A 21,816-nucleotide genomic window follows, 5' to 3' on the forward strand; every position below is an offset into this window, starting at 1 on the left:
GCCCTAGCATCGGCGCAACGCCACTCACTTGTCGAGCGTGACTTCGTATGGAACAGACTTCGCACCTGCCCGCCCCGGCAGTGGAAAAAACCAGCGGCTGGATCAATGGTTTCATTGGCGTGCTTATCTTTAGCGGCTCGCTGCCGGCCACACGCCTGGCGGTGCTGGAATTCGATCCGGTGTTTCTGACGGTGCTGCGCGCCGCTATCGCCGGGGTGCTGGCCGTGGTTCTGCTGGGGTTGTTCCGCCAACCACGGCCGGCGCGCAGTCAATGGCTGTCGTTGCTGATTGTCGCGCTTGGAGTGGTGCTGGGTTTTCCGCTGCTGACGGCATTGGCGCTACAACACGTCACGTCGGCGCATTCGATTGTGTTTGTCGGATTGCTGCCACTGGCCACGGCGATCTTTGGCGTACTGCGCGGCGGTGAGCGGCCACGCCCGGTGTTCTGGCTGTTTTCGATTCTCGGCAGTGCGCTGGTGGTCGGTTTCGCCCTGTCGCAAGGTTTGACCGCCTCGCCCACGGGCGACCTGTTGATGCTCGCGGCGATTCTCGCCTGCGGCCTCGGTTACGCCGAAGGCGCGAAGCTGTCACGCAGTCTGGGTGGCTGGCAGGTGATTTGCTGGGCACTGGTGCTGTCGTTGCCGCTGATGACGATAGCCAGTGCGTGGCTGGCGCCCGCCTCGTTCGCCACGATCAGTCTGCCTGCGTGGCTGAGCCTGGGTTATGTGTCGTTGTTCAGCATGCTGATCGGTTTTGTGTTCTGGTATCGCGGCCTGGCTCAGGGCGGGATCGCCGCGGTCGGCCAGTTGCAATTGCTGCAACCGTTTTTCGGCCTGGCGCTGGCGGCGACCCTGCTGCACGAACAGGTCAGCCTCGGCATGCTGGCGGTGACGTTGGGAGTGATTCTGTGTGTAGCCGGGGCGAAGAAGTTTGCCCGGTGATCATTCGAGAGCGGCCTTCCATTCACGCGGGCTGAGACCGGTCTTGCGTCGAAACGCACGAGCCAGCGCTGAAGGACTTTCGTAACCGACCTCCTCGGCAATCAGCGCAATCGGCCGCCCTTCGCGCAGGCGCTTCTGCGCCAGACTGACGCGCCAGCTCAACAGATAATCGGCCGGCGTCTGTCCGACCACCCGACGAAACTGCTCGGCAAAACCGGCACGGGACAGGTTGGCGACCGACGCCAGCTCGGCCACGCTCCAGGGTTTTTGCGGTTGCTCATGCATCAGGTTCAGAGCACGCGACAAGCGCGGGTCGGCGAGCCCGGCGATCATTCCGGGTTGTTGCTCACGGCTGTTGATCAAGTGCCGTAACAGCAGAATCACCAGCAATTCGAACAGCCGATCCATCACCGCCACGCGCCCGCAATGGCCTTCGAAGGCTTCCTTGAACAACCATTCGAGAGTGCTGCCCAGTTCGGGAATGTCGGTCAGCTTCAGCACCAGATAATCCGGCAGCGCCGCCGCCAGGGCATTGCCCGAGCCGCCGTCGAAGGTCAGCGATGCGCAGACCAGCCGGGTGTCCATGGCTTCGTCGGCGAACATGCGATGAGTAAAGGGCCGCGGGAAAAAGATCAGCGACGGCTCGGTCAGCCGCATCTCGCGATCACGACCCGGCTGCAACCGCAACTCGCCCGCCTGCAATAAATGAACATGGCCGACCGGTTCGTCCTCATGCAAGCTGACGCCACAAAACGCGCCGCTGTGAAAGGTGCCGGCATTTACGCCGAAATGGCTGAGCAAGGTTGACAGGCGATCCATGGGCGACTCCGGTTTTGTTGGCTGCTTGGAGTGTTGCAATGCTGGTTCTGCTCGCGAAGGCGGCCGCCCAGTCGATGAATCTTCCAAGCGCTGATCTGGACGATCTGCAGCATATCCTCGACGATTTGCCGCCAAAGCACCAGTCTCTCTCAATAACATGGCCTCCATCCCCGGCGCACTTCGCACCGGTACTTCGGAGAATCACCATGAGCCGCATCAACGCTATCAGCCTCGCCACCGCCACCGACGCCACCCGCCCTGTGCTGGAAGGCGTGAAAAAGAAAATCGGCTTTCTGCCGAATCTGTTCTCCACATTGGCCAAGGCGCCGGTCGCCCTCGACACTTATGTGCAGGCCTCGGCGATCCTCGGCAAGACCTCACTGAGCGCCCAGCAAAAAGAAGCGGTGTACCTCGCCACTTCGCAGGTCAACGGTTGCGACTACTGCCTGGCAGCGCACACCCTGTTCGCCGGCAAGGCCGGACTGTCGGCCGAGGACATCGTCGCCGCCCGTCACGGTGAACTCAACGCCTACGCCGCCCTCGCCCGTCGACTGGTCGAAACCCGTGGGCACTTGAACAATGAACAGATCGCTGCCGCCCGCGCCGCTGGTATCGACGACGTGAAAATCATTGAAGTGATCGCATTGGTAGCGGTGCAGACGTTGACCAACTACCTGAACAACACCGCGCTGACCGACATCGATTTTCCTGCTATCGACGCGTGATAAAAAGTCAGCAACAACGCCGTGGCGAGGGAGCGATACCCTCGCCACAAATCGTTTCGTCCGCTGCATCGTGGCATGATGCGCACAGGTCCGGATCCACAGCTGGCCAACACCACGCCGGCACTCTGAAACCAAACACCGGCACGAGGGTCTTCTTCACATGCTGACGTCAGGATAGACAAGATCCCCATGAAAGACTGGTTGCAGGACAACGGCGCAATGGCCGAGCAGATTCGACGTCACGATTGGGCGAACAGCCCGCTCGGTCCGTTGGAGCACTGGCCCGATGTGCTCAAGACCACGATCTCGCTCTGTCTCGCCTCGCACTTCCCCCAAGCGATCATTTGGGGAGCGGAACTGATCACCCTGTACAACGACGCGTTTGTGCCGATTCTCGGCGACAAACCCGACGCATTGGGCCGCCCCTTCAGCGATATCTGGAAAGAAGCCTGGAGCGAGATCAGCCCCATTGCCGATGCGGCCTACGCCGGACGCGCCACCTATATCGAAAACTTCGCGCTGATGATCGAGCGTGGCCGCGGCCCCGAACAGGCCTATTTCACCTTCTGTTACAGCCCGATTCGCGATTCTCTAGGCAACGTCGTCGGGATGATCGACACCGTCACCGAAACCACTCAGACCGTCCACCTCAACCAGCGCCTGGTGGTTCTCGATGCGATCGGCAAGGCCGTGACAAACGCCACTGACGCCCAGGACATTCTGGCGACGAGCACACGGCTGATGGTCGAGCAGTTGCAACTGTCCAATTGTGCCTACGCTGACATGGATGCCGACGAAGACGGCTTCACCATTCGCGGCGACTACGCGGCACCGGGCTCGCCGAGCATTGTCGGCCATTATCAGTTGCGCGATTTCGGCAAAAAAGCCGTGACCTTGCTGCGTGCCGGCAAGCCGCTGGTCATTCATGACAACCGCAGCGAACTGCCGCCAGAAGAATCGGCGACGTTTCAGGCCATCGGCATCACGGCGACCATCTGCATGCCGCTGATCAAGCAAGGTCGCTTGACTGCCCTGATGGCCGTTCACGACAAGGCGCCGCGGGTCTGGTCGGACTTCGAACAGGCGCTGTTAAGTGAAGTCACCGAACGCTGCTGGGCGCACATCGAGCGAGTTCGCGCCGATGCCAGCGTGCGCGAAGGCCTGAACGCGCTCGCCGAACTGAACGCCACGCTTGAACAGCGGGTCGAGGAGCGCAGCCTGCGCCTGTCCCATGCGGAATCGGCGTTGCGCCAATCGCAAAAGCTCGAAGCCATCGGCCAGCTCACCGGCGGCGTCGCGCATGACTTCAATAACCTGCTGACGATCATTCGTTCTTCGGTGGATTTTCTGCGCCAGCCCAACCTTTCCGAAGAGCGCCGGCAGCGTTATATGCGCGCGGTGTCGGATACAGTTGAGCGCGCTTCCAAGCTGACCAGCCAGTTGCTCGCCTTTGCCCGTCGCCAGCCGCTCAATCCGCAGGTGGTGGATGCCGGCGAGCGTCTGGAAAACATCGGCGAAATGCTCGAATCGGTGACCGGTGCTCAGATTCATGTCTGCGTCGAACGGCCCGATCATCCCTGCTATATCCGCGTCGACCTGAGTCAGTTCGAGACGGCGCTGATCAACATTGCACTCAACGCCCGCGATGCCATGAACGGTCAGGGGCTGCTGAAGCTGCGCCTGGAATGCAACAAGGCACTGCCAGCGATTCGCGGCCACGCCAGTTCCGGCGGGCAGTTTGTGTCGATTGCTCTGGCGGACAGTGGCCCCGGCATTGATGCGAAGACTCTTGAACATATCTTTGAACCGTTCTTCACCACCAAAGATGTCGGCAAAGGCACCGGGCTGGGCTTGTCGCAAGTGTTCGGCTTTGCCAAGCAATCGGGCGGCAACGTCGACGTGTCCAGCGTGCTCGGTGAAGGTTCGGAGTTCACCCTGTACCTGCCTCAAGTACCTGCCAGCGAAGTGGAATGCAACGATGCGGCGGACGATGACGACGCAGAGCCGCTGCACGAAAAGCGCCGGGTGTTGGTGGTCGAGGACAATCTTGAGGTGGGCCGCTTTGCCAATCAGATTCTGCAGGACCTGGGCTACGAGACGGTCTGGGCGACCAACGCCGAGGAAGCGCTGCAACTGGCCGGTGCCGACGCCATGGGCTTCGATGCGGTGTTTTCCGACGTGGTGATGCCGGGCATCACCGGCGTCGCACTCGCCAAGGAGCTGCGCCGGCGTCGCCCGGATCTGCCGGTGATTCTGACGTCCGGCTACAGCGAAGAACTGGCGCGCAGCGGTTACGAGGGGTTCGAGTTCATCGCCAAGCCCTACTCCGCCGATCAGGTCTCGCGCATTCTCGGCAAGACCTGGCTCAAGGACACGAACTGTGAAGGTTCAGTCGTGATCGACGCCGGCACGCTTGAGTAACTTCTTGCAGCGCTCCGACAGGTGAAACACCTGCAAATGCTTGCCGGCCTTGGCGTAGCGTTCGCGCAGGGTTTTCAGCGCGGCGATCGCTGAATAATCGACGAAGCTCAGATGGCGGCAATCCAGCGTCACCCGGAGCGGGTCATTGGCCGGGTCAAACTGGTTGAGAAACGGCGTGGTCGAGGCGAAGAACAACGTGCCGTGCAAGCGATAGAGCTTGCTGCCGTCGGCTTCCAGATGCTCGTCGGCGTACAGTTCGCGCGCCTGCTGCCAGGCGAAGTTGAGCGCAGCAATAACGATGCCGCAGAGCACGGCCGTCGCCAGATCGGTGAACACGGTGATGGTGGTCACGGCGATGATCACCAGCACATCGTTGAGCGGCACTTTGTTCACCACCCGCAACGACGCCCAGGCGAAGGTCTGCTGCGACACCACGAACATCACGCCGACCAGCGCCGCCAGCGGAATCCGCTCGATCAGCGGCGACAGGAACAGAATGAACAACAGAATCAGCACACCGGCGACCACCCCGGACAACCGCCCGCGCCCGCCGGAACTGAGGTTGATCACCGTCTGGCCGATCATCGCGCAACCGCCCATGCCGCCGAATGCGCCCGAGACCATGTTCGCCGCGCCAAGCGCCACGCACTCGCGATCCGGGTAGCCGCGGGTTTCGGTGATTTCGTCAGTGAGGTTGAGGGTCAGCAGGGTTTCCAGCAGACCGACCAGCGCCATCAGGATTGCGTAAGGCGCGATGATGCGCAGGGTTTCGAGATTCCACGGAATATCCGGCAGCGCGAAGGTCGGCAAGCCGCCAGCAATGTGCGCCATGTCGCCGAGGGTGCGGGTCGGCAGGCCAAACAGGTAGACCAGCAGACCGACGCCGAGGATCGCAACCAGTGCCGGCGGCACGGCGCGGGTCAGGCGCGGCAGGATGTAGACAATGGCCATGGTCAGCAGCACGAGGCCGGTCATCAGGTACAACGGCGTGCCGCTGAGCCAGTCTTCACCGCTCTTGAAATGCTCCAGTTGCGCCAGGGCAATGATGATCGCCAGCCCGTTGACGAACCCGAGCATCACCGGGTGCGGCACCATGCGCACCAGTTTGCCCAGGCGTAGCAGCCCGAACGCCATCATGATCAGGCCACCGACCAACACCGTCGCCAGCAGATACTGCACGCCGTGCTGCACCACCAGCGCAACGATCACCACAGCCATCGACCCCGCTGCGCCGGAAACCATGCCCGGCCGCCCGCCGAACAGTGCCGTCAGCGTGCAAATGATAAACGCGCCATACAGGCCCATCAGCGGATTGAGGTGCGCCACCAGCGCGAACGCAATGCATTCGGGCAACAGGGCAAACGAGGTGGTGAGTCCGGCCAGGACATCGGCGCGCAGACGAATCGGTTTCATGGCTTACCTGACTGAGCGGCCGCCGCGGCGACCGCAGGTGTTCGGAAAAAGAGGGGTGCGGATGTTACGGAATTGTTCCGCGTCGGGCCAGTGATCGCTGACAGGTGTCGAGCCCGGCCTTATGCTGACACGCCCTTTTTTCATCGAGCTCGACATGCCTGCATCATTAACCGCCCGCGAGGTGTGCCAGCGTCTGCGTGAAGCGGCGCTGAACGTCCTGACTTTCGAGGTCTGCGCAGGACCCGATGCGACCGGCCTGGTCACGGTCGATATCGAAGGCTGGCGCCTGCTGCTGGATTTTGCCGGTCAACGATTGCATCACTGTGAATACGCCTGCAGTCCCGAAGGCCATGAGGGCGCGCTCGAGTCGTGGCAGCGTTATGGCACGGATCCGGTGAGTCTGCTCAGTACCTGGGAACTGGCGCAGGTTGAGTGGTTGTTGCTGGCGGATCGTTAATCGGCGGCAGCGGTGTGTCAGTCGGTGATGGTTTGGCTGGGCGGACGCCTTCGCGAGCAAGCTCGCTCCCACAGGTGTGGTGTGTTATTTGAACTGGATGGTCGCCGCGGGCTTGACGTCGGTCCGCGCCACGGAGCTGGTGAGGGCGGCGAAGTCCTTGTTGTGTTCGGTAATGATGTCTTCGGCGCTCATCGTGCCGTTGTCGACAGTTGAATGCGCGTCTTGCGCGACGACCACGTCATAGCCCAGTTCATGGGCGCGGCGCACGGTGGCGTTGACGCAGTAATCGGTCTGCAGGCCGCAGATCACCAAGCGTTCGAAATCTTCGCTGGGCAACAGCTTGCCGAGATCAGTCTGGTAAAAAGAGTCCCCGGTGGTTTTGCCAACGCGCAGATCTTTCGTCGAAGTCTGCAGATCTTTGGCGAGTTGCCAACCGTCAGTATTGTGAGCGAACGCGCCGTCCTTTTCTTCATGTTGAACCAGCACCACCGGAACCCCGGCCTCTCGCGCGCGGCGGCTCAGATCATTGATCGTAGAGATCACGCGGTCGATTTCGAAACACTGATATTCACCAGCACACAGAGCCTGCTGGACATCGATGATCAGTAACGCGGTGGTCATGTCGAGCCTTCCTTGATCAGTCCTTGAGAATGGGGCGGACCTGAGCCCGCCCCTTTTTTACTCCGCTCAATAGCCCAATGACAAGCCGGTATTGCGCCGTGGATCGTTGGCACCGTAAAAGCGGTTCTTGCCCACCGGTTTGCCGCCCAGCGCCGGCGCGCCGACCAGAATCGCAGCGATATGGTTAGGGTCCTGCGGGCCGGCGAATTTGTGGCCCCAGCTCTCGAGTAACTTTTTCGTATCGGGGCTGGCGGCGAAGTCCTCGAGGTTGGTTTCCTCGGGCATCCACTGCTGATGGAAACGCGGTGCGTCGACGGCTTCCTGTAAGCCCATGCCGTAGTCGATGACGTTAAGCATGGTCAGCAAGGTCGCCGTAATGATCCGGCTGCCGCCCGGCGTGCCGACCACCATTACCACTTTGCCGTCCTTGGTGACGATGGTCGGGCTCATCGATGACAACGGCGCCTTGCCCGGCGCAATGGCATTGGCTTCGCCCTGCACCAGGCCGTACATGTTCGGCACGCCGACCTTGGAGGTGAAGTCGTCCATTTCATCGTTGAGGATCACCCCGGTCTTGCTCGCCATCACGCCCGCGCCGAACCAGTCGTTGAGGGTGTAGGTGACCGACACCGCATTGCCCCACTTGTCGACGATCGAGTAATGCGTGGTGTTGCTGCCCTCATGTGGCGCGACGCCGGGTTTCAGTTCAGCCGATACGCCAGCCTTCTGCGGCTGGATCGCGTCACGCAGTTTAGTCGCGTAATTCTTGTCCAGCAGATGTTCGATCGGGTTTTTGACGAAATCCGGATCGCCGAGATAGCTGTTGCGATCAACATAAGCGTGGCGCATCGCTTCGATCTGATAATGCATGCCCTGGGCGGAATGGAAGCCCAGATCCTTCATCGGATAGCCTTCGAGGATGTTCATGATCTGACAGATCACCACGCCACCGGAACTGGGCGGTGGCGCCGAAACCACGTGGTAACCGCGGTAATCGCATTCCACTGGCGCCAGCTCGCGGGTCTTGTACTTGTCGAGGTCGGCCTGAGTGATGATGCCTTTGTTAGCCTGACTGGAGGTCACGATCGCATGCGCGACCCAGCCTTTGTAGAAGCCGTCGGCGCCTTTTTCGGAAATGCTGCGCAGGGTTTTGCCAAGGTCCTTCTGCACCAGTTTTTGCCCGACCTGCATCGGTTCGCCGTTATGCAGGAAAATCGATCCGGAGTCACGCATGTCCTTTTTGAACACGTCCGTGGCGTACTCCAGCAGCTCGACATCGCCCTGCTCCAGCGCAAATCCGTCTTCGGCCAGTTTGATCGCCGGTGCGATCATGTCCTTGCGCGATTGGGTTCCGTACTTGCTCAGTGCCAGCTCCATGCCGGACACAGTCCCCGGCACGCCAACCGCCAGATGACCGCGGGTACTCAGTTCAGGAATGACGTTGCCGTCCTTGTCGAGGTACATGTTCGCCGTTGCCGCCAGCGGCGCTTTCTCGCGGAAATCAAGAAAGGTCTTGCGTCCGTCCGCCAATTGAATGGTCATGAAACCGCCGCCACCGAGGTTGCCTGCCGCGGGATACACCACCGCCAGCGCATAGCCCACCGCGACCGCCGCATCGACGGCATTGCCGCCGCTCTTCAACACATCGACGCCGACATGCGTGGCCAGATGTTGTGCGGTGACCACCATGCCGTTTTCCGCAGCGACCGGTGCCACCGACGCGGCGTGAGCCATGAGACAGCTGAGTGCCAGGGACGTCGCAATCAGCGACCTGGCCAAAGGTTCGTACTTCATGAGTCGTTCTCTTTTTGTTTTAGGGGACGGCGCAAAACCATGTACAGCGTTTCAAGCGCAATCAGCAGTATGGTCGGCTTTACGTATTGCGCCTCTCTGTTGCGCCGGTATGCTGGACGCTGTTCACACTTTCCGCCGGGGTTGCACTGATGCCTTACACATTCATCACCCTGCCCTCGCCGGTCGGCGAGCTGAAGCTGGTCGCGAACGGTTCGCGACTGGCGGCCATCCTCTGGGAAAACGACAAACCGAACCGGGTACGCCTCGGGCCGATGAGCGAAGCGCCGGACAATCCGCTCCTGCAAAACGCTGCGCGGCAACTTGACGAATATTTTTCCGGGACTCGCGTTCGCTTCGACCTGGAACTGGATTTCGCTGGCACGCCTTTTCAGAAACAAGTCTGGGCTGCGCTACTGACCATTCCATTCGGCGAAACCCGCACCTACAGCCAGATTGCCGAGCAGATCGGCAACCCCACTGCCGTACGGGCCGTGGGCGCGGCGAACGGGCGCAATCCGATTTCCATCGTCGCGCCATGTCATCGGGTGATCGGCGCGTCGGGGAAGCTGACCGGTTTCGCCGGCGGGCTTGAAGCAAAAGAGCGGCTGCTGACCCTTGAGGGTGGCCAATGGTCGCCGATTGGCCAAACCGGCGAGCTGTTCTGATTCACCCGCCAAACAGATTGTTCATCGCTGCGTACTGCAACAGCATGATGGTCTTGGCATCGCAGATCTCACCGCGCTGAAACGCCGCCAGCGCCTCGTCAAACGCCCATTCCAGCACTTCCAGCTCCTCAGTCTCCTCCTCCAGCCCGCCGCCGTCGCTGACCTTTGAGGTGGCGTCGTATTCGGCGATGAAAAAATGCAGCTTTTCCGTCACCGAACCCGGGCTCATGTAAGCCTCGAACACCTTCTTCACATCGTGCACGCGATAACCGGTTTCCTCCTCGGCTTCATCGCGGATTCGCTGTTCCGGAGCCGCGCCTTCCAGCAGCCCGGCCGCCACTTCGATCAGCAAACCGTCATGCCCGTTGACGAACACCGGCAAGCGGAACTGCCGGGTCAGCACCACCGTGCGTTTATCGCGGTTGAACAGCAGAATCGCCGCGCCGTTACCGCGATCGTAGACCTCACGGGTCTGACGCTGCCATTCACCATTGTTGCGGTGATAGTCAAAGGTGATCTTCTTCAACAAATACCAATCGTGGGACAACACCTGAGTGTCGACGATATTGACCCGCTCGGCTGTGTTGGACATGACGCCTGATCCTTTAGTCATTGATGGCCTCCGGGCCTGCAAATGCCCGGTTATTTGAACGAAAAAACCCAACCATATATCGCCCTACAAAGCATGTCGAACCGTCCTACAGACACTGCCTACTTCCCCGACTTCTTTCTCGTTTGATCCCCCGCAAAGTCCCCGCACCTTTTTGATGTGCGCGAGCGACTGCGAATGTTTGAACCTGATCGGCTCCTGGACCTGAACAACAGCATCGGTTTGCTGGTGGTGGCCGCGCTGAATCCCGAGCAACCGGATTTCGAAGCCCTGCTCGGCGAATTCCGCCTGTGCCTGAACAACTACGACGCCTGGGCCGAGCAGTTCTGGACCGGCACCGCGCTGGACATCGAGCAGGTGTTTAGCATCGGCAACGACGTGCGCCTCAGTGCGCCGATCACCTCGCGCCAGCCGCTCAGTTCATCGGTGGTCATGTGCCCGGCCAGCGGGCCGCTGACGTTGGTACACCTGTTCGAAGCCGCGCGTTTTGTGCCGATCGGCAATACACCGGTGATGCTTGAACCGCTGCTCGGCGAAGTCGATGGCGTCCCGACGTTCGGCGAACCGCTGCACCACACCATCGGCCCCAGCGGCATTCTGCAAGTGACCGACTGCCAACAGGGCCAGCGTTATCGCATCACCTTCTTTCCCGATGTTTCCACTGCGCAGGTGCAGGCGCTGTACGCCTCTTATGAAGGGCTTATCGCGGAACTGGAAGGCTGGTTGCGCGGTGAGTGGGCCGGGTTTCAGCCGCAGTGGGCGGAGTTTTCCAGCGCGGGTTTTCTTGAGCGTTATGGGCAGTTGCAACGGGCCGACTGGCGCGGTTTCGAGAATGCGCTGAACGGCGTTTGGGACGACGTCAAACAGGTCTTCGCCCTCCTCGCCGACCTGCAGCTCAACAGCGAAAAACTCCTCGAATACCTCAGCGACATCGAACTGGAGGCGTTGCTCGCGGCTTCCAGCGAGGCCATCGCCAACGCGCTGTTGATGCTCAGCGACGAGCCGCTGCTGTTCATTCATCTGGCCGCGTTTACCAGTTGGCTGAAGATGTTGCCGCCGCAGTACCTCGCCGAAGTGGTGGCCGAGGTGCGGGTCGAGTTGCTGGTCAGTTTTTTGTTGATGCGCGTGGCCGGCGGTGCCGGTGTGTCGCTGCGTTTGAGCAGCAAGGTGCTGGACAAGATCAAGTCGCCACGAGCGCGGCAATGGCTGGCGGCCTCGGCACTGCGCCTGGCGGAGTTGACGTCGACGACGCCGGAACTGAACAAGCATGCGAGCGTGTTGAAACCGCTGGTGTTGCATGCGCGTGACGTGGCGTTGAAACCGGCGCCTTCCATCCCGCTGAACATTCGTCAGGCCGATTCGGTGGTGCTGACGGTGCCGAATCCGGCGCCGCTGGCGCGGGCTAAATCTGGCGGCTCGACGCGGATGGAGCGCCACGAACCTCGCGACGACTCCCCCGACCAGGCGAAAAACCCCAACGGCGACAGCGCCGATTGCGTGCCGCTGACCTGCACCAATGGTTGCCCGGTGTCGATGGTTACCGGTGAGGAGCTGCTGACGCTGACCGATGCGGTGCTCGATGGTGTGCTGCCGTTCGAGTTCAGCCGTTTGTATCGCAGCAGTGCGGCTGAAATCGATGTTGGATTGGGGTTTGGCTGGAGCCATTCGTTGGCGCATCGGCTGGAGTTTTCCGCTGATGAAGTGGTCTGGGTCGACCACGAAAACCGGCGTACGCGGTTTCCGTTGCCCAGTGCGACCCGGCCGGCGATTCACAACAGTCTGTCGCGGGCGGCGATTTTTCTGGGGGATGAACCGGAAGAGCTGATTCTGGCGCTGGCCGGGGAAGCGGCGCGGTTTTATCACTTTCGTGCCGGGCGGTTGGTGGCGGTCAGTGATGCCTATGGCAATCGGCTTTCGGTGCATCGCGATCGGGCTGATCGGGTGCAGCGGCTGGATAACGGCGCCGGTCGTTCGCTGCTGTTGCGTTATGACCGCGCGCAGCTAATTGGCGTGGATTATCAGGTGTTTCGTGAGGGTGCCTGGCACACCGAACAGACGCTGGTCAGTTACCGCTACGACGCCTATCAAAATCTGATCGAAGCCACCAACGCGGTCGGCGACAGCGAGCGTTACGACTACGACGACGCTCACGTCATCCTGCAGCGGCAACTGGCTGGTGGGGCGAGTTTCTTCTGGAAGTGGGAACGCGCAGGGAAAGCGGCGCGCTGTGTCCGGCATTGGGCCTCGTTCTCGCAGATGGACACCCGTTACGTCTGGGCCGACGACGGCAGCGTCGCGGTGCAGTACGTCGACGGCACCGAAGAAACCTACGTCCACGACGAGCGCGCGCGGCTGGTGCGCAAGGTCGAGGCGGATGGCGGCGAACACCTCAAGGCCTATGACGCTGAAGGCCGCTTGATCGCCGAACAGGACCCGCTCGGCGCCGTCACCGAATACCGCTACGACGAGGTCGGACGGCTGATCGCGCTGATTCCGCCGGACGACGCGCCAACGTCCTACGAGTACCGCAACGGTTTTCTCTACCGGCGCACCCGTGGCGATGCGGTGTGGATCTACCGGCGCAACGCCGAGGGTGATGTCACCGAAGCGGTCGATCCTGACGGTCAGGTCACTCATTACTACTACAACGTGCGCGGGCAACTGCTGTCGATCCGCTACCCGGACAGCAGCCGCCATAAGCTGGTGTGGAATCCGCTCGGCCAGTTGACCGAAGAAACCCTGCCCGATGGCGGTGTGCGACGCTTTTCCTACGACGCGTTGGGGCGAAGGACCACCACGGCCGACGAACACGGCGCCATCACCCGCCAGCAATGGGACGCCGTTGGCCGACTGATCCAGACAACTTTTCCTACCGGCAGCAGCCGAGCCTACAGCTACGGCGCCTACGGTCAGGTCACCGCCGAACGCGATGAACTCGGGCGCATCACCCGTTACGAGTATGACGATGACCTGCACCTGGTCTCGCGGCGGATCAACCCCGACGGCACGCAGGTGCAGTACCGCTATGACCATGCGCAGCTGCTGCTCACCGAGATCGAAAACGAGTCGGGAGAAAAATACCGGCTGGACTACACGCCGAGCGGATTGATCCGACAGGAAACCGGCTTCGACGGGCGGCGCACGGCGTATGTCTATGACCTCAATGGGCATCTGCTGGAGAAGACCGAGTTTGGTGATGACGGCTCGCAGCTAGTCACCGCCTATAAGCGCGATGCGGCGGGCCGCCTACTGATAAAGACCCTTCCCGATGGTGTGAAGGTCGAATATTCCTACGACCGCCTCGGCCGTTTGATCGCCGTCGATGACGGTAACAACCACCCGCTGGCCTTCGAATACGATCGCCAGGATCGGCTGATCACCGAACATCAGGGCTGGGGCACCCTGCGCTACGCCTACGACGCCTGCGGTCAACTCAAGCGCCTGCGCCTGCCGGACAACAGCAAGCTCGACTACCACTACGCCAAGGGCGGCGCGCTGAGCGCAATCGACCTCAACGGCACGCCACTGACCCGCCACGTCTACCAGTTCGGCCGCGAAGTGCAGCGCCAGCAAGGCCTGCTGCTCAGCGAATATGCCTACGACGAACAGGGAAGATTACTGGCCCACGCCGTAGGCCATCAGCGCGATTCGGTCTACCGCCGCGATTATGCCTACAGCGCCAACGGCAACCTCGCGCACATCGCCGACAGCCGCCACGGCCAGCGCACCTACGGCTACGACGCCCTCGACCGACTGATTCGCGTCCGCCATTCGCGTGACGAACTGCCGGAGTCCTTCGCCCACGACCCGGCCGGCAACCTGCTGATGCAGGACCGCCCCGGCCCGAGCCAGGTCAAAGGCAACCGCCTGCTGATGCAAGGCGACCGCCATTACGACTACGACGCCTTCGGCAACCTGATCCGCGAACGCCGCGGCAAAGCACAAACACTCGTCACCGAATACCGCTACGACAGCCAGCACCGCCTGATCGGCCTGACCCGCCCCGACGGCCAGACCGCCACTTACCAATACGACGCCTTCGGCCGGCGCATCCGCAAAACCGTCGACGGCCAGACCACCGAGTTCTTCTGGCAAGGCGACCAAGTCGTCGCCGAAAGCAGCCAAAACGAATACCGCAGCTACGTCTACGAACCCGGCACCTTCCGCCCGCTCGCGCTGCTCGACGGCAAAGGCCCGAAAAAAGCCTGCCCGTTTTACTACCAACTCGACCACCTCGGCACCCCGCAGGAACTCACCGACTACGGCGGCGACATCGTCTGGTCCGCGCAATACGACGCCTACGGCAAAACCGCCTCACTGACGCTCGCCGGCGAGGATTACCTGAACCAGCCGCTGCGCTTCCAGGGGCAGTACTTCGATGCCGAAAGCGGATTGCATTACAACCGGCACCGGTATTACGACCCGAGGCTGGGACGCTATCTGACGCCGGATCCGATCAAGTTGGCCGGTGGGTTGAATCAGTACCAGTACGTGCCGAATCCGACGGGGTGGGTGGATCCGTTGGGGTTGAGCTCCAATTGCCCGCCACCGAAGAAGCCGGGTTGTGAGGTGCCGGGGGCGAGTGATGGGGTTAAGGTAGATGAGGGGGATGCTGAGCTTCCTGCGCCTCAGAAAAAAAACTACTACCTCTATCGTGGCGATGATCGAGAGCCTTGGGAAATTTTTGAAGCTGGATTCGAGCCATGGGGCGAAAGTACTGATCTATATCTGCATGCGCTGGATAACAAAAGCCCGCCTAGCTGGTTTGTCAGCACCTCAGTACTGGAAAAAGAAGCCGTGAAATTCGCAACCGGTCATGGTTTTGAGGACGGATACATTTATGTCCTGAAAAATATACGCGGCATTAACGTCAATGAAGCATTGGGAGCAATGTCGCCACACCGCCGCGAGGTAGAGATAGCTTTTCCCGGCGGCATTAATAACAGGGACATCGTTGGCGCTACGCCGGTAACAGCGGATGGAGAGTACATTGGATACTCTATTCCTAATCCCTTTAGGAGATAGAAATGAAAAAAGTCGAAATTCAAATAATCCAAAATGATGTAAAAGAAAGTGCAATTTTAGAGGTGGATAGAAAGACAAAAACGTTGACCTTCTATACAAAGGATGGGCTATCAAAAACACACACCGCCGAAGACCTCTACGAATGCTTCGGCTTGATCCGAGCAGATTTTCCCGACATCACGTTCTTATGCAAAGGCGCGAAAATCAACGTCCACCCTTCCCGCATGACTTCGCAGATGTCAGCCGGCCTGGTTGCTTACGAAGTCAAGGCCGGGCAGCCGACCGAGGAGGAGGACGTGGTGCGCATTTTCGATTACGAAGAGCGCGATCTAACTAACGATATAGAAGCCCAAAAACAACACTATCGACAATGGATTGAATCGATCCGCGCTGGCGATCAGTTACCTATCTGAGGCAGTAACCATTTTCGTAAACATGAACCCGGCAGCGCTACCGGGCTTGTCTATCAGCCACTAGCGAGCCTTGGACCGCGGCCACTGGCTATTCAGACAACTGCGCCTGAAACTCCTTCTCATACTCCCCAGCCAACTGCTCTTTCTGCTTCTCATCAAGCAATTTCCCGGCCATCTGAAAGAACTTATGCTCTTCTTCCTTGAGATGATGGTGAACCTTGTCCGACAGCTTCTTCGCCGTCGCCAGCCAGGCCGGGCTGGACATCTCGGTCTCGTCGAGTTCTTCCATCATCTCGTCCATTTCATGGTGCTCGGCGATGGCATGACGGCTCAGGTCGACGCCTTCGTCCATTGCCATCAACGGAATATAGAAATGGCGCTCTTCAGCAGTTTCGTGGGCTTGCAGTTCTGCTTTCAGCTGTTTGTAGGCCTCGACCCGCTCCGGACTGTCGCCGCTGGTTTCGATCAGGGCTTTGGCGTAGCTGCGCTGGCGCTCGTGGCTTTCACGCAAGGCTTCAAAAATATTCATGGGGGTCCTTGTTGGCGGCGTTCGGAAATGACGCGGTAAAGGCTAGACCCCGGCGCAAGCGAAGCGGTTCCAAAGCGTAGGCCAGCGCTTGGAAAATGAGCGCCGGGCAGGATAGGCTGCGAGTTCCTAAAACAAGGAAGTCCCGTATGAATCTGCGCATTGAGTTGTCAGAAAATCCTACAGAAGACGAACGACAAGCCATTTTGGCCCCGCTGCATGCCTACAACGTGGCAAAGGCTGGAATTGCGGTGGCAGAGCCCCTGACCCTGCTGGTACGTGACGATGACGGCCAGATTCTCGGCGGGCTGTATGGACGGCTGGCCTGCCAATGGCTGTTCGTCGATCTGCTCTCAGTGCCTGAAGCGGGTCGCGGTCAAGGCATAGGATCAAAGTTGATGCGCATGGCCGAAGACCTTGCGCGGGAGAAAGGCTGCATCGGCGCCTGGCTCGACACGTTCGACTTTCAGGCGCCCGGGTTCTACAAGAAGCTCGGGTATAGCCAGTTCGGCGAGATCGTCGACTATCCGCCGGGACACAAGCGGCATTTCTTCCAGAAGCGCTTTGCAGTGTGAACGCAGCGGCGCTTTCGCGAGCAAGCTCGCTACTACAGTGATTTTGTGTCGATCACGAATCCAGGGTGGGAGCCTGCTCGCGACGGCGGCACAAGCCGCGCCGCTAAACTGGCCTAGAGGCAGGTCGCCAACGCCGCCAACCGGCGCTTGGCAACAAAATCGTCTTGCTGTGCGTAGTAATTCAGCGTCGTGCCCGAAGCGTCAGTGATCACGTCGACAAAGGACTCAGCCGAACGCGTATACACCGTCGTGCCGCCAGAATTGCGCGGTTCCATGTAGGCCGCCGCGTCCACACCAAATACCGCCTCATCTTGCCAGCCGAACTGCACGCACTGTGCGACGACTTTTTCGGCCTTGTCCGAGGTCAGAACCTTATAAGGGGTTTTGGTCCGCGCGTCGTTCATTACCGAACCCGCGCAACCGGCAAGCATCGTGGCCGCCAGCGCTACCATCAGAATTCGCATCGCATTCGCTCATTGGCAAAAAAGCGGACTGTATCACCGCAATCGCCGAAATCGTTCTGCTTTACTGCATTTATAACGCGACAGGTGCAAGCCGCTGCGGCACCCTAACGTCATCAGCCTCACAAGGAAAACCCATGGCGCCTACCGATCAGCGACATGAGCATGCTCTGAAATTGTTTCTCGACGCACGTCCCGAACTGCGCGAAACCCTCGACCACCTCAACCCGTTGCTGGCGCAGGCCAAGGGTGAAACCCAGGCGCAATATCGCGAAGAGCGGCTGCACGAAGCGTTCGAAGCCGAGGCGGAAAGTCAGGGGTTGTTTGCCTGGGAACTGACGTTGCAACTGACGGCTGATACGCCTGAGGAGTATCAGGCGCAGCGTCTGGAAGTGCACCGTGAAGTCGCGGAAATGGCCGGGATGGACTGGCTGGAATATTGCGATTTGTATGGCATCAAGCCCTGAGTTCCACTCCCCGCGATTTTCTCGTGGGAATGAGCTTGCTTGCGAAGGCGGTGTGTCAGTCGAACTGATGGAGGCTGGGCCGACGCTTTCGCGAGCAAGCTCGCTCCCACAGGAATTGACGACGTTCATCAATTCCAACCCAAGTGCAATTGGGGTTTCGCGGCAGCCTGCATAAAGCTTTATCATGGCCGCAGTTTTGCTGATCGAGTCCGTCATGAAGTTCGCCATTGCGCTGTTTTCCGCCGCCCATGCGCCCTCCTCGCGCCGCGCCCTGCTGTTTGCCCAGGCGGCGTTGGCCGGCGGGCATGAGATTGTCCGGCTGTTTTTCTATCAGGACGGCGTCTATAACGCCTCCGACGCGCTGGTCACGCCGCAGGACGAACTGGACCTGCCCAAGCAATGGCGCACGTTCATCGACGAGCAGAAACTCGACGGCGTGGTGTGCATCGCCGCCGCGCTGCGCCGTGGTGCGTTGAACGCTGAGGAAGCCAAGCGCTACCAGCGTGATGCGGTATCCGTCAGCGCGCCGTGGGAATTGTCCGGCCTCGGTCAGTTGCATGATGCGGTGCAGGATGCCGATCGCCTGATCTGCTTCGGAGGCGCGTAAAATGGCCAAATCACTGCTGATCATCAGCCGTCAATCGCCCTGGTCTGGCCCCGGCGCCCGCGAAGCGCTGGACATTGTGCTGGCCGGTGGCGCATTCGATCTGCCAATCGGTTTGCTGTTTCTCGATGACGGTGTGCTGCAACTGGCCGCCGGGCAGAATGCCAAAGCGCTGCAGCAGAAAGACCTCAGCGCCAATCTGCAAGCGCTGCCGATGTTCGGGGTCGAGGAGCTGTTTTATTGCGCAGAAAGCGCCAACGCGCGTGGACTCGGAAAACTCTCGCTGGACGAGGCGCAGGCGCTGTCTGCTGAACACATCACCGCCCTTATTGACCGCTACGACCAGGTGATCACCCTCTGATGTCGACTTTGCATGTGTTGTCTCACTCCCCTTTCGGCGACGATCGCCTGAACAGTTGCCTGCGCTTGCTCGGCAGTGCTGATGCGTTGCTGCTGTCCGGTGATGCGGTGTACGCCCTGCAACCGGATAGCGCGCCGTTTTTCGCCCTGCACGACAAAAAAATCCGTTTGTATGTGTTGCTTGAAGATGTTCAGGCGCGGGCGATCGAGATTCCGGACTGGGCAGAAGCCATCGACTATCCGGCCTTCGTCGAGCTGTCGATTCACCACGATAAGGTCAACAGCTGGTTATGAATGCGCTGACCGTCGGCGCCCGCGCCATCGAACTGGACAAGGACGGATTTCTCGTCGACCTGAGTGACTGGTCGGCCGAAGTCGCCAGCGCCCTGGCTGCCGCAGAAGATATCGAGTTGACTGCCGAACACTGGGAAATCCTCGAACTGCTGCGCAGCTTCTATGCCCAATTCCAGCTGTCCCCGGCCACTCGGCCGCTGATCAAGTACACCGCGTTGAAACTCGGTGCGGAAAAAGGCAACAGCCTGCACCTCAACCGACTGTTCAAAGGCACCCCTGCCAAACTCGCCGCAAAACTGGCGGGCCTGCCCAAACCGACGAACTGCCTATGACCGACTTCCCAGCATTGACCCTCGAAACGCCCGCCGAGCACCCGTTTGCGCAATTCGTGCGCATCCTCGGCAAAGGCAAGCGTGGCGCTCGCGATCTGACGCGCGAGGAGGCCCGCGAAGCCATGGGCATGGTGCTCGATGACAAGGTCGAAGACACCCAGCTCGGCGCCTTTCTGATGCTGCTGCGGCACAAGGAAGAAAGCGCCGAGGAAATGGCAGGTTTTACTGAAGCCCTGCGCGAACGCTTGCAAGCGCCAGCCTTGAACGTTGACCTCGACTGGCCGACCTACGCCGGAAAAAAACGTCATTTGCCATGGTATCTGCTGGCCGCCAGGTGCCTGGCGCAGCACGGCGTGCGCATCTTCATGCATGGCGGTGGCGCGCACACCGCCGGGCGGCTGTACAGCGAACAATTGCTGGGCGAATTGAATATCCCGCTGTGCCGCACCTGGCAGCAGGTTGGCGACGCGCTGGATAACGGCGGGCTGGCGTTCATGCCGCTGATGGACTGGGCGCCGCAGTTGCAAAAGATGATCGACCTGCGCAATACGCTTGGCCTGCGTTCGCCGATTCATTCGCTGGCACGGATTCTCAACCCGCTGGGCGCGCGATGCGGCCTGCAAAGCATTTTCCATCCCGGCTACCAGGCAGTGCATCGCGATGCCAGTGGCTTGCTCGGCGATACGGCAATCGTAGTCAAGGGCGATGGCGGCGAAATCGAGATCAACCCGGACGCCACCAGCCACCTCTACGGCACCACGGGCGGGCAGAGCTGGGACGAGGAATGGCCGCAGCTGTCCGCGCAACGCCATGTCAAACCGGCGACGCTGGATATCGAGCACCTGAAAGCGGTATGGCGTGGCGACGTGGTCGACAGCTATCCGCAATTGGCTTTGATTGCGACGATGGCACTGGCCTTGCGCGGCCTTGGTGATAGCCGTGAGCAAGCCTTCGCCACGGCCGAGCAATACTGGTCCGCGCGGAACAAATCGATTTAACCGATCATTCACGCCCGATCTTTGCGCTTTTTGTTCGAACTCATCGGAATAGACTCGGCTCCAATGAATATTGGTTTACGGAGTCTGGATCATGGGTTTACTCGTCGATGGCCACTGGCAGGACAAGTGGTACGAAAGCAGCAAGGACGGCGCGTTTCAGCGCGAACAGGCGCAGCGCCGCCATTGGGTCACCGCCGACGGCCAACCCGGTCCCAGCGGTGAAGGCGGCTTCACTGCCGAAGCCGGGCGCTATCACCTCTACGTTTCGCTCGCCTGCCCTTGGGCGCACCGCACGCTCATTCTGCGCAAGCTCAAAGGCCTGGAAAGTCTGATCGACGTCTCGGTGGTCAGTTGGCTGATGCTGGAAAACGGCTGGACGTTCGACAAGGCGCTCGGCTCGACTGGCGATCATCTCGACGGTTTCGACTTCATGCACCAACGGTATACCGCCGACACGCCTGATTACACTGGGCGCGTCACGGTCCCCGTGCTGTGGGACAAGAAGCTCAAGCGCATCGTCAGCAACGAGTCCGCGGAAATCATCCGCATGTTCAACAGCGCATTCGACGCGCTGACCGGCAACGACCTCGACTTCTACCCGGCGCCGTTACGCAGCGAAATCGATGCGCTGAACGAGCGTATCTATCCGGCAGTGAACAACGGCGTGTACCGCGCCGGTTTCGCCACGTCGCAGCAGGCTTATGAGCAAGCATTCGATGAGGTATTCGCCGAACTTGATCATCTGGAACAACTGCTGGGCGCCAATCGTTATCTAGCGGGCGAGTTCCTGACCGAAGCCGATGTGCGCCTGTTTACTACCATGATTCGCTTCGATGCGGTGTACCACGGCCACTTCAAGTGCAACCTGCGGCGGATCGCCGATTATCCGAATCTGTCGAACTGGCTGCGAGAGATGTATCAGATCGAGGGTGTTGCCGAGACGGTGGATTTTCAGCACATCAAGCATCACTACTACGGCAGTCACAAGACTATCAACCCGACGGGCGTAGTGCCGAAGGGGCCGGAGCAGGACTTTACTGTGGCCCATGATCGGGCACGGTTGGCGGGCAAAGGGGTTTGGCGTAGAGGCTGAATGATTCGGTGTTCTTGAGGGCCTCTTCGCGAGCAGGCTCGCTCCCACAGGGGATTTGTGAACGACACAGATCCAATGTGGGAGATTCTATGGTTCATGCCTAGCCCCTAAACGCCTTTGGGTGAGTATTCGCTCTGGTTTTTCAACAGAGCAAATACCACCCGTGCAAGCTTGCGGGCTAGTGCGACCAGTGCTTGGGTAG

At 60.2% G+C, this 21,816-nt stretch carries 22 protein-coding genes; 15 read left to right on the top strand and 7 right to left on the bottom strand.

The features are described 5' to 3' along the window. Positions 1–47 precede the first annotated feature (47 nt). The gene (locus V6F91_RS09070) at positions 48–941 is read left to right on the top strand and encodes a DMT family transporter (RefSeq protein ID WP_332763545.1); all 894 of its coding nucleotides are present in this window, start codon (positions 48–50) and stop codon (positions 939–941) included. Here the strand turns inward: V6F91_RS09070 and V6F91_RS09075 are convergent, their stop codons facing one another. After that, the gene (locus V6F91_RS09075) at positions 942–1,760 is read right to left on the bottom strand and encodes an AraC family transcriptional regulator (RefSeq protein WP_332763546.1); all 819 of its coding nucleotides are present in this window, start codon (positions 1,758–1,760) and stop codon (positions 942–944) included. A gap of 206 nt (positions 1,761–1,966) precedes the next feature. Here V6F91_RS09075 and V6F91_RS09080 point away from each other — a divergent pair, with 206 nt between their 5' ends. Further along, positions 1,967–2,485: a carboxymuconolactone decarboxylase family protein gene (locus tag V6F91_RS09080; protein ID WP_332763547.1), complete on the top strand. Its 519-nt coding sequence runs from the start codon at positions 1,967–1,969 to the stop codon at positions 2,483–2,485. A gap of 189 nt (positions 2,486–2,674) precedes the next feature. Further along, on the top strand, positions 2,675–4,906 hold the full coding sequence (locus V6F91_RS09085) for a response regulator (protein ID WP_332763549.1): 2,232 nt from the start codon (positions 2,675–2,677) through the stop codon (positions 4,904–4,906). On the opposite strand, the gene V6F91_RS09090 is transcribed toward V6F91_RS09085, so the two are convergent. After that, complete coding sequence (locus tag V6F91_RS09090; protein WP_332763550.1) at positions 4,874–6,319, bottom strand: SulP family inorganic anion transporter; 1,446 nt, start codon at positions 6,317–6,319, stop codon at positions 4,874–4,876. The two genes, V6F91_RS09085 and V6F91_RS09090, sit on opposite strands and share 33 nt — an antisense overlap. Positions 6,320–6,473: 154 nt before the next feature. Between V6F91_RS09090 and V6F91_RS09095 the strand changes: the two genes are divergently transcribed. Continuing rightward, positions 6,474–6,776, top strand: coding sequence for a DUF7693 family protein (locus V6F91_RS09095; RefSeq protein WP_332763551.1), 303 nt, complete (start codon positions 6,474–6,476; stop codon positions 6,774–6,776). 84 nt (positions 6,777–6,860) lie between these two features. Here V6F91_RS09095 and V6F91_RS09100 read toward each other — a convergent pair whose 3' ends face one another. Then, a complete protein-coding gene (locus tag V6F91_RS09100; protein ID WP_332763552.1) occupies positions 6,861–7,397 on the bottom strand; it encodes a cysteine hydrolase family protein in 537 nt (178 codons plus the stop codon). A gap of 66 nt (positions 7,398–7,463) precedes the next feature. Continuing rightward, positions 7,464–9,191, bottom strand: coding sequence for a gamma-glutamyltransferase (gene ggt / locus V6F91_RS09105; RefSeq protein ID WP_332763553.1), 1,728 nt, complete (start codon positions 9,189–9,191; stop codon positions 7,464–7,466). Between the two features lie 149 nt (positions 9,192–9,340). Here ggt and V6F91_RS09110 point away from each other — a divergent pair, with 149 nt between their 5' ends. Then, a complete protein-coding gene (locus V6F91_RS09110) occupies positions 9,341–9,856 on the top strand; it encodes a methylated-DNA--[protein]-cysteine S-methyltransferase (RefSeq protein WP_332763555.1) in 516 nt (171 codons plus the stop codon). Position 9,857: 1 nt separating this feature from the next. Here V6F91_RS09110 and V6F91_RS09115 read toward each other — a convergent pair whose 3' ends face one another. Continuing rightward, a complete protein-coding gene (locus V6F91_RS09115; RefSeq protein ID WP_332763557.1) occupies positions 9,858–10,448 on the bottom strand; it encodes an NUDIX domain-containing protein in 591 nt (196 codons plus the stop codon). Positions 10,449–10,643: 195 nt separating this feature from the next. Here V6F91_RS09115 and V6F91_RS09120 point away from each other — a divergent pair, with 195 nt between their 5' ends. Then, positions 10,644–15,491, top strand: a complete 4,848-nt coding sequence (locus V6F91_RS09120) for an RHS repeat-associated core domain-containing protein (RefSeq protein WP_332763559.1) — start codon at positions 10,644–10,646, stop codon at positions 15,489–15,491. Between the two features lie 2 nt (positions 15,492–15,493). Further along, positions 15,494–15,904, top strand: coding sequence for a hypothetical protein (locus tag V6F91_RS09125; RefSeq protein WP_332763560.1), 411 nt, complete (start codon positions 15,494–15,496; stop codon positions 15,902–15,904). 88 nt (positions 15,905–15,992) lie between these two features. Here the strand turns inward: V6F91_RS09125 and V6F91_RS09130 are convergent, their stop codons facing one another. Next, a complete protein-coding gene (locus tag V6F91_RS09130) occupies positions 15,993–16,433 on the bottom strand; it encodes a hemerythrin domain-containing protein (protein ID WP_332763561.1) in 441 nt (146 codons plus the stop codon). Between the two features lie 146 nt (positions 16,434–16,579). Here V6F91_RS09130 and V6F91_RS09135 point away from each other — a divergent pair, with 146 nt between their 5' ends. Further along, positions 16,580–17,005, top strand: a complete 426-nt coding sequence (locus V6F91_RS09135; RefSeq protein ID WP_332763562.1) for a GNAT family N-acetyltransferase — start codon at positions 16,580–16,582, stop codon at positions 17,003–17,005. Positions 17,006–17,118: 113 nt separating this feature from the next. Here the strand turns inward: V6F91_RS09135 and V6F91_RS09140 are convergent, their stop codons facing one another. After that, entirely contained in the window at positions 17,119–17,469 is a 351-nt protein-coding gene (locus V6F91_RS09140; RefSeq protein WP_332763564.1) for a hypothetical protein, read from the bottom strand. A gap of 134 nt (positions 17,470–17,603) precedes the next feature. Here V6F91_RS09140 and V6F91_RS09145 point away from each other — a divergent pair, with 134 nt between their 5' ends. From V6F91_RS09145 to V6F91_RS09175, 7 genes are all read left to right on the top strand, one after another. Next, on the top strand, positions 17,604–17,933 hold the full coding sequence (locus tag V6F91_RS09145; protein ID WP_332763566.1) for a DUF6388 family protein: 330 nt from the start codon (positions 17,604–17,606) through the stop codon (positions 17,931–17,933). A gap of 214 nt (positions 17,934–18,147) precedes the next feature. Further along, positions 18,148–18,540, top strand: a complete 393-nt coding sequence (gene tusD, locus V6F91_RS09150; RefSeq protein ID WP_332763568.1) for a sulfurtransferase complex subunit TusD — start codon at positions 18,148–18,150, stop codon at positions 18,538–18,540. Position 18,541: 1 nt separating this feature from the next. Continuing rightward, positions 18,542–18,898 (top strand): sulfurtransferase complex subunit TusC, encoded by a 357-nt coding sequence (gene tusC, locus V6F91_RS09155; protein ID WP_332763570.1) that lies wholly within the window; start codon positions 18,542–18,544, stop codon positions 18,896–18,898. Next, positions 18,898–19,191: a sulfurtransferase complex subunit TusB gene (gene tusB / locus V6F91_RS09160; protein WP_332763572.1), complete on the top strand. Its 294-nt coding sequence runs from the start codon at positions 18,898–18,900 to the stop codon at positions 19,189–19,191. The genes tusC and tusB overlap by 1 nt, the downstream gene beginning before the upstream one ends. After that, positions 19,188–19,523 carry a TusE/DsrC/DsvC family sulfur relay protein gene (locus V6F91_RS09165; RefSeq protein WP_332763574.1) on the top strand — a complete coding sequence of 112 codons (336 nt, stop codon included), beginning with the start codon at positions 19,188–19,190 and terminating at the stop codon, positions 19,521–19,523. Before tusB ends, V6F91_RS09165 begins: the two co-directional genes overlap by 4 nt. After that, a complete protein-coding gene (locus tag V6F91_RS09170; RefSeq protein WP_332763576.1) occupies positions 19,520–20,521 on the top strand; it encodes a glycosyl transferase family protein in 1,002 nt (333 codons plus the stop codon). The genes V6F91_RS09165 and V6F91_RS09170 overlap by 4 nt, the downstream gene beginning before the upstream one ends. Positions 20,522–20,612: 91 nt before the next feature. Then, positions 20,613–21,614, top strand: coding sequence for a glutathione S-transferase family protein (locus V6F91_RS09175; RefSeq protein ID WP_332763578.1), 1,002 nt, complete (start codon positions 20,613–20,615; stop codon positions 21,612–21,614). Positions 21,615–21,816 lie beyond the last annotated feature (202 nt).

The organism is Pseudomonas koreensis, assembly GCF_036668835.1.
GTDB classification, from domain to species: domain Bacteria; phylum Pseudomonadota; class Gammaproteobacteria; order Pseudomonadales; family Pseudomonadaceae; genus Aquipseudomonas; species Aquipseudomonas koreensis_I.

Coding starts and splice junctions, on each gene's coding strand:
- V6F91_RS09070 (WP_332763545.1), top strand. CDS start 48: ATGGAACAGACTTCGCACCTGCCCGCCCCGGCAGTGGAAAAAACCAGC.
- V6F91_RS09075 (WP_332763546.1), bottom strand. CDS start 1,760: ATGGATCGCCTGTCAACCTTGCTCAGCCATTTCGGCGTAAATGCCGGC.
- V6F91_RS09080 (WP_332763547.1), top strand. CDS start 1,967: ATGAGCCGCATCAACGCTATCAGCCTCGCCACCGCCACCGACGCCACC.
- V6F91_RS09085 (WP_332763549.1), top strand. CDS start 2,675: ATGAAAGACTGGTTGCAGGACAACGGCGCAATGGCCGAGCAGATTCGA.
- V6F91_RS09090 (WP_332763550.1), bottom strand. CDS start 6,319: ATGAAACCGATTCGTCTGCGCGCCGATGTCCTGGCCGGACTCACCACC.
- V6F91_RS09095 (WP_332763551.1), top strand. CDS start 6,474: ATGCCTGCATCATTAACCGCCCGCGAGGTGTGCCAGCGTCTGCGTGAA.
- V6F91_RS09100 (WP_332763552.1), bottom strand. CDS start 7,397: ATGACCACCGCGTTACTGATCATCGATGTCCAGCAGGCTCTGTGTGCT.
- ggt (WP_332763553.1), bottom strand. CDS start 9,191: ATGAAGTACGAACCTTTGGCCAGGTCGCTGATTGCGACGTCCCTGGCA.
- V6F91_RS09110 (WP_332763555.1), top strand. CDS start 9,341: ATGCCTTACACATTCATCACCCTGCCCTCGCCGGTCGGCGAGCTGAAG.
- V6F91_RS09115 (WP_332763557.1), bottom strand. CDS start 10,448: ATGTCCAACACAGCCGAGCGGGTCAATATCGTCGACACTCAGGTGTTG.
- V6F91_RS09120 (WP_332763559.1), top strand. CDS start 10,644: ATGTTTGAACCTGATCGGCTCCTGGACCTGAACAACAGCATCGGTTTG.
- V6F91_RS09125 (WP_332763560.1), top strand. CDS start 15,494: ATGAAAAAAGTCGAAATTCAAATAATCCAAAATGATGTAAAAGAAAGT.
- V6F91_RS09130 (WP_332763561.1), bottom strand. CDS start 16,433: ATGAATATTTTTGAAGCCTTGCGTGAAAGCCACGAGCGCCAGCGCAGC.
- V6F91_RS09135 (WP_332763562.1), top strand. CDS start 16,580: ATGAATCTGCGCATTGAGTTGTCAGAAAATCCTACAGAAGACGAACGA.
- V6F91_RS09140 (WP_332763564.1), bottom strand. CDS start 17,469: ATGCGAATTCTGATGGTAGCGCTGGCGGCCACGATGCTTGCCGGTTGC.
- V6F91_RS09145 (WP_332763566.1), top strand. CDS start 17,604: ATGGCGCCTACCGATCAGCGACATGAGCATGCTCTGAAATTGTTTCTC.
- tusD (WP_332763568.1), top strand. CDS start 18,148: ATGAAGTTCGCCATTGCGCTGTTTTCCGCCGCCCATGCGCCCTCCTCG.
- tusC (WP_332763570.1), top strand. CDS start 18,542: ATGGCCAAATCACTGCTGATCATCAGCCGTCAATCGCCCTGGTCTGGC.
- tusB (WP_332763572.1), top strand. CDS start 18,898: ATGTCGACTTTGCATGTGTTGTCTCACTCCCCTTTCGGCGACGATCGC.
- V6F91_RS09165 (WP_332763574.1), top strand. CDS start 19,188: ATGAATGCGCTGACCGTCGGCGCCCGCGCCATCGAACTGGACAAGGAC.
- V6F91_RS09170 (WP_332763576.1), top strand. CDS start 19,520: ATGACCGACTTCCCAGCATTGACCCTCGAAACGCCCGCCGAGCACCCG.
- V6F91_RS09175 (WP_332763578.1), top strand. CDS start 20,613: ATGGGTTTACTCGTCGATGGCCACTGGCAGGACAAGTGGTACGAAAGC.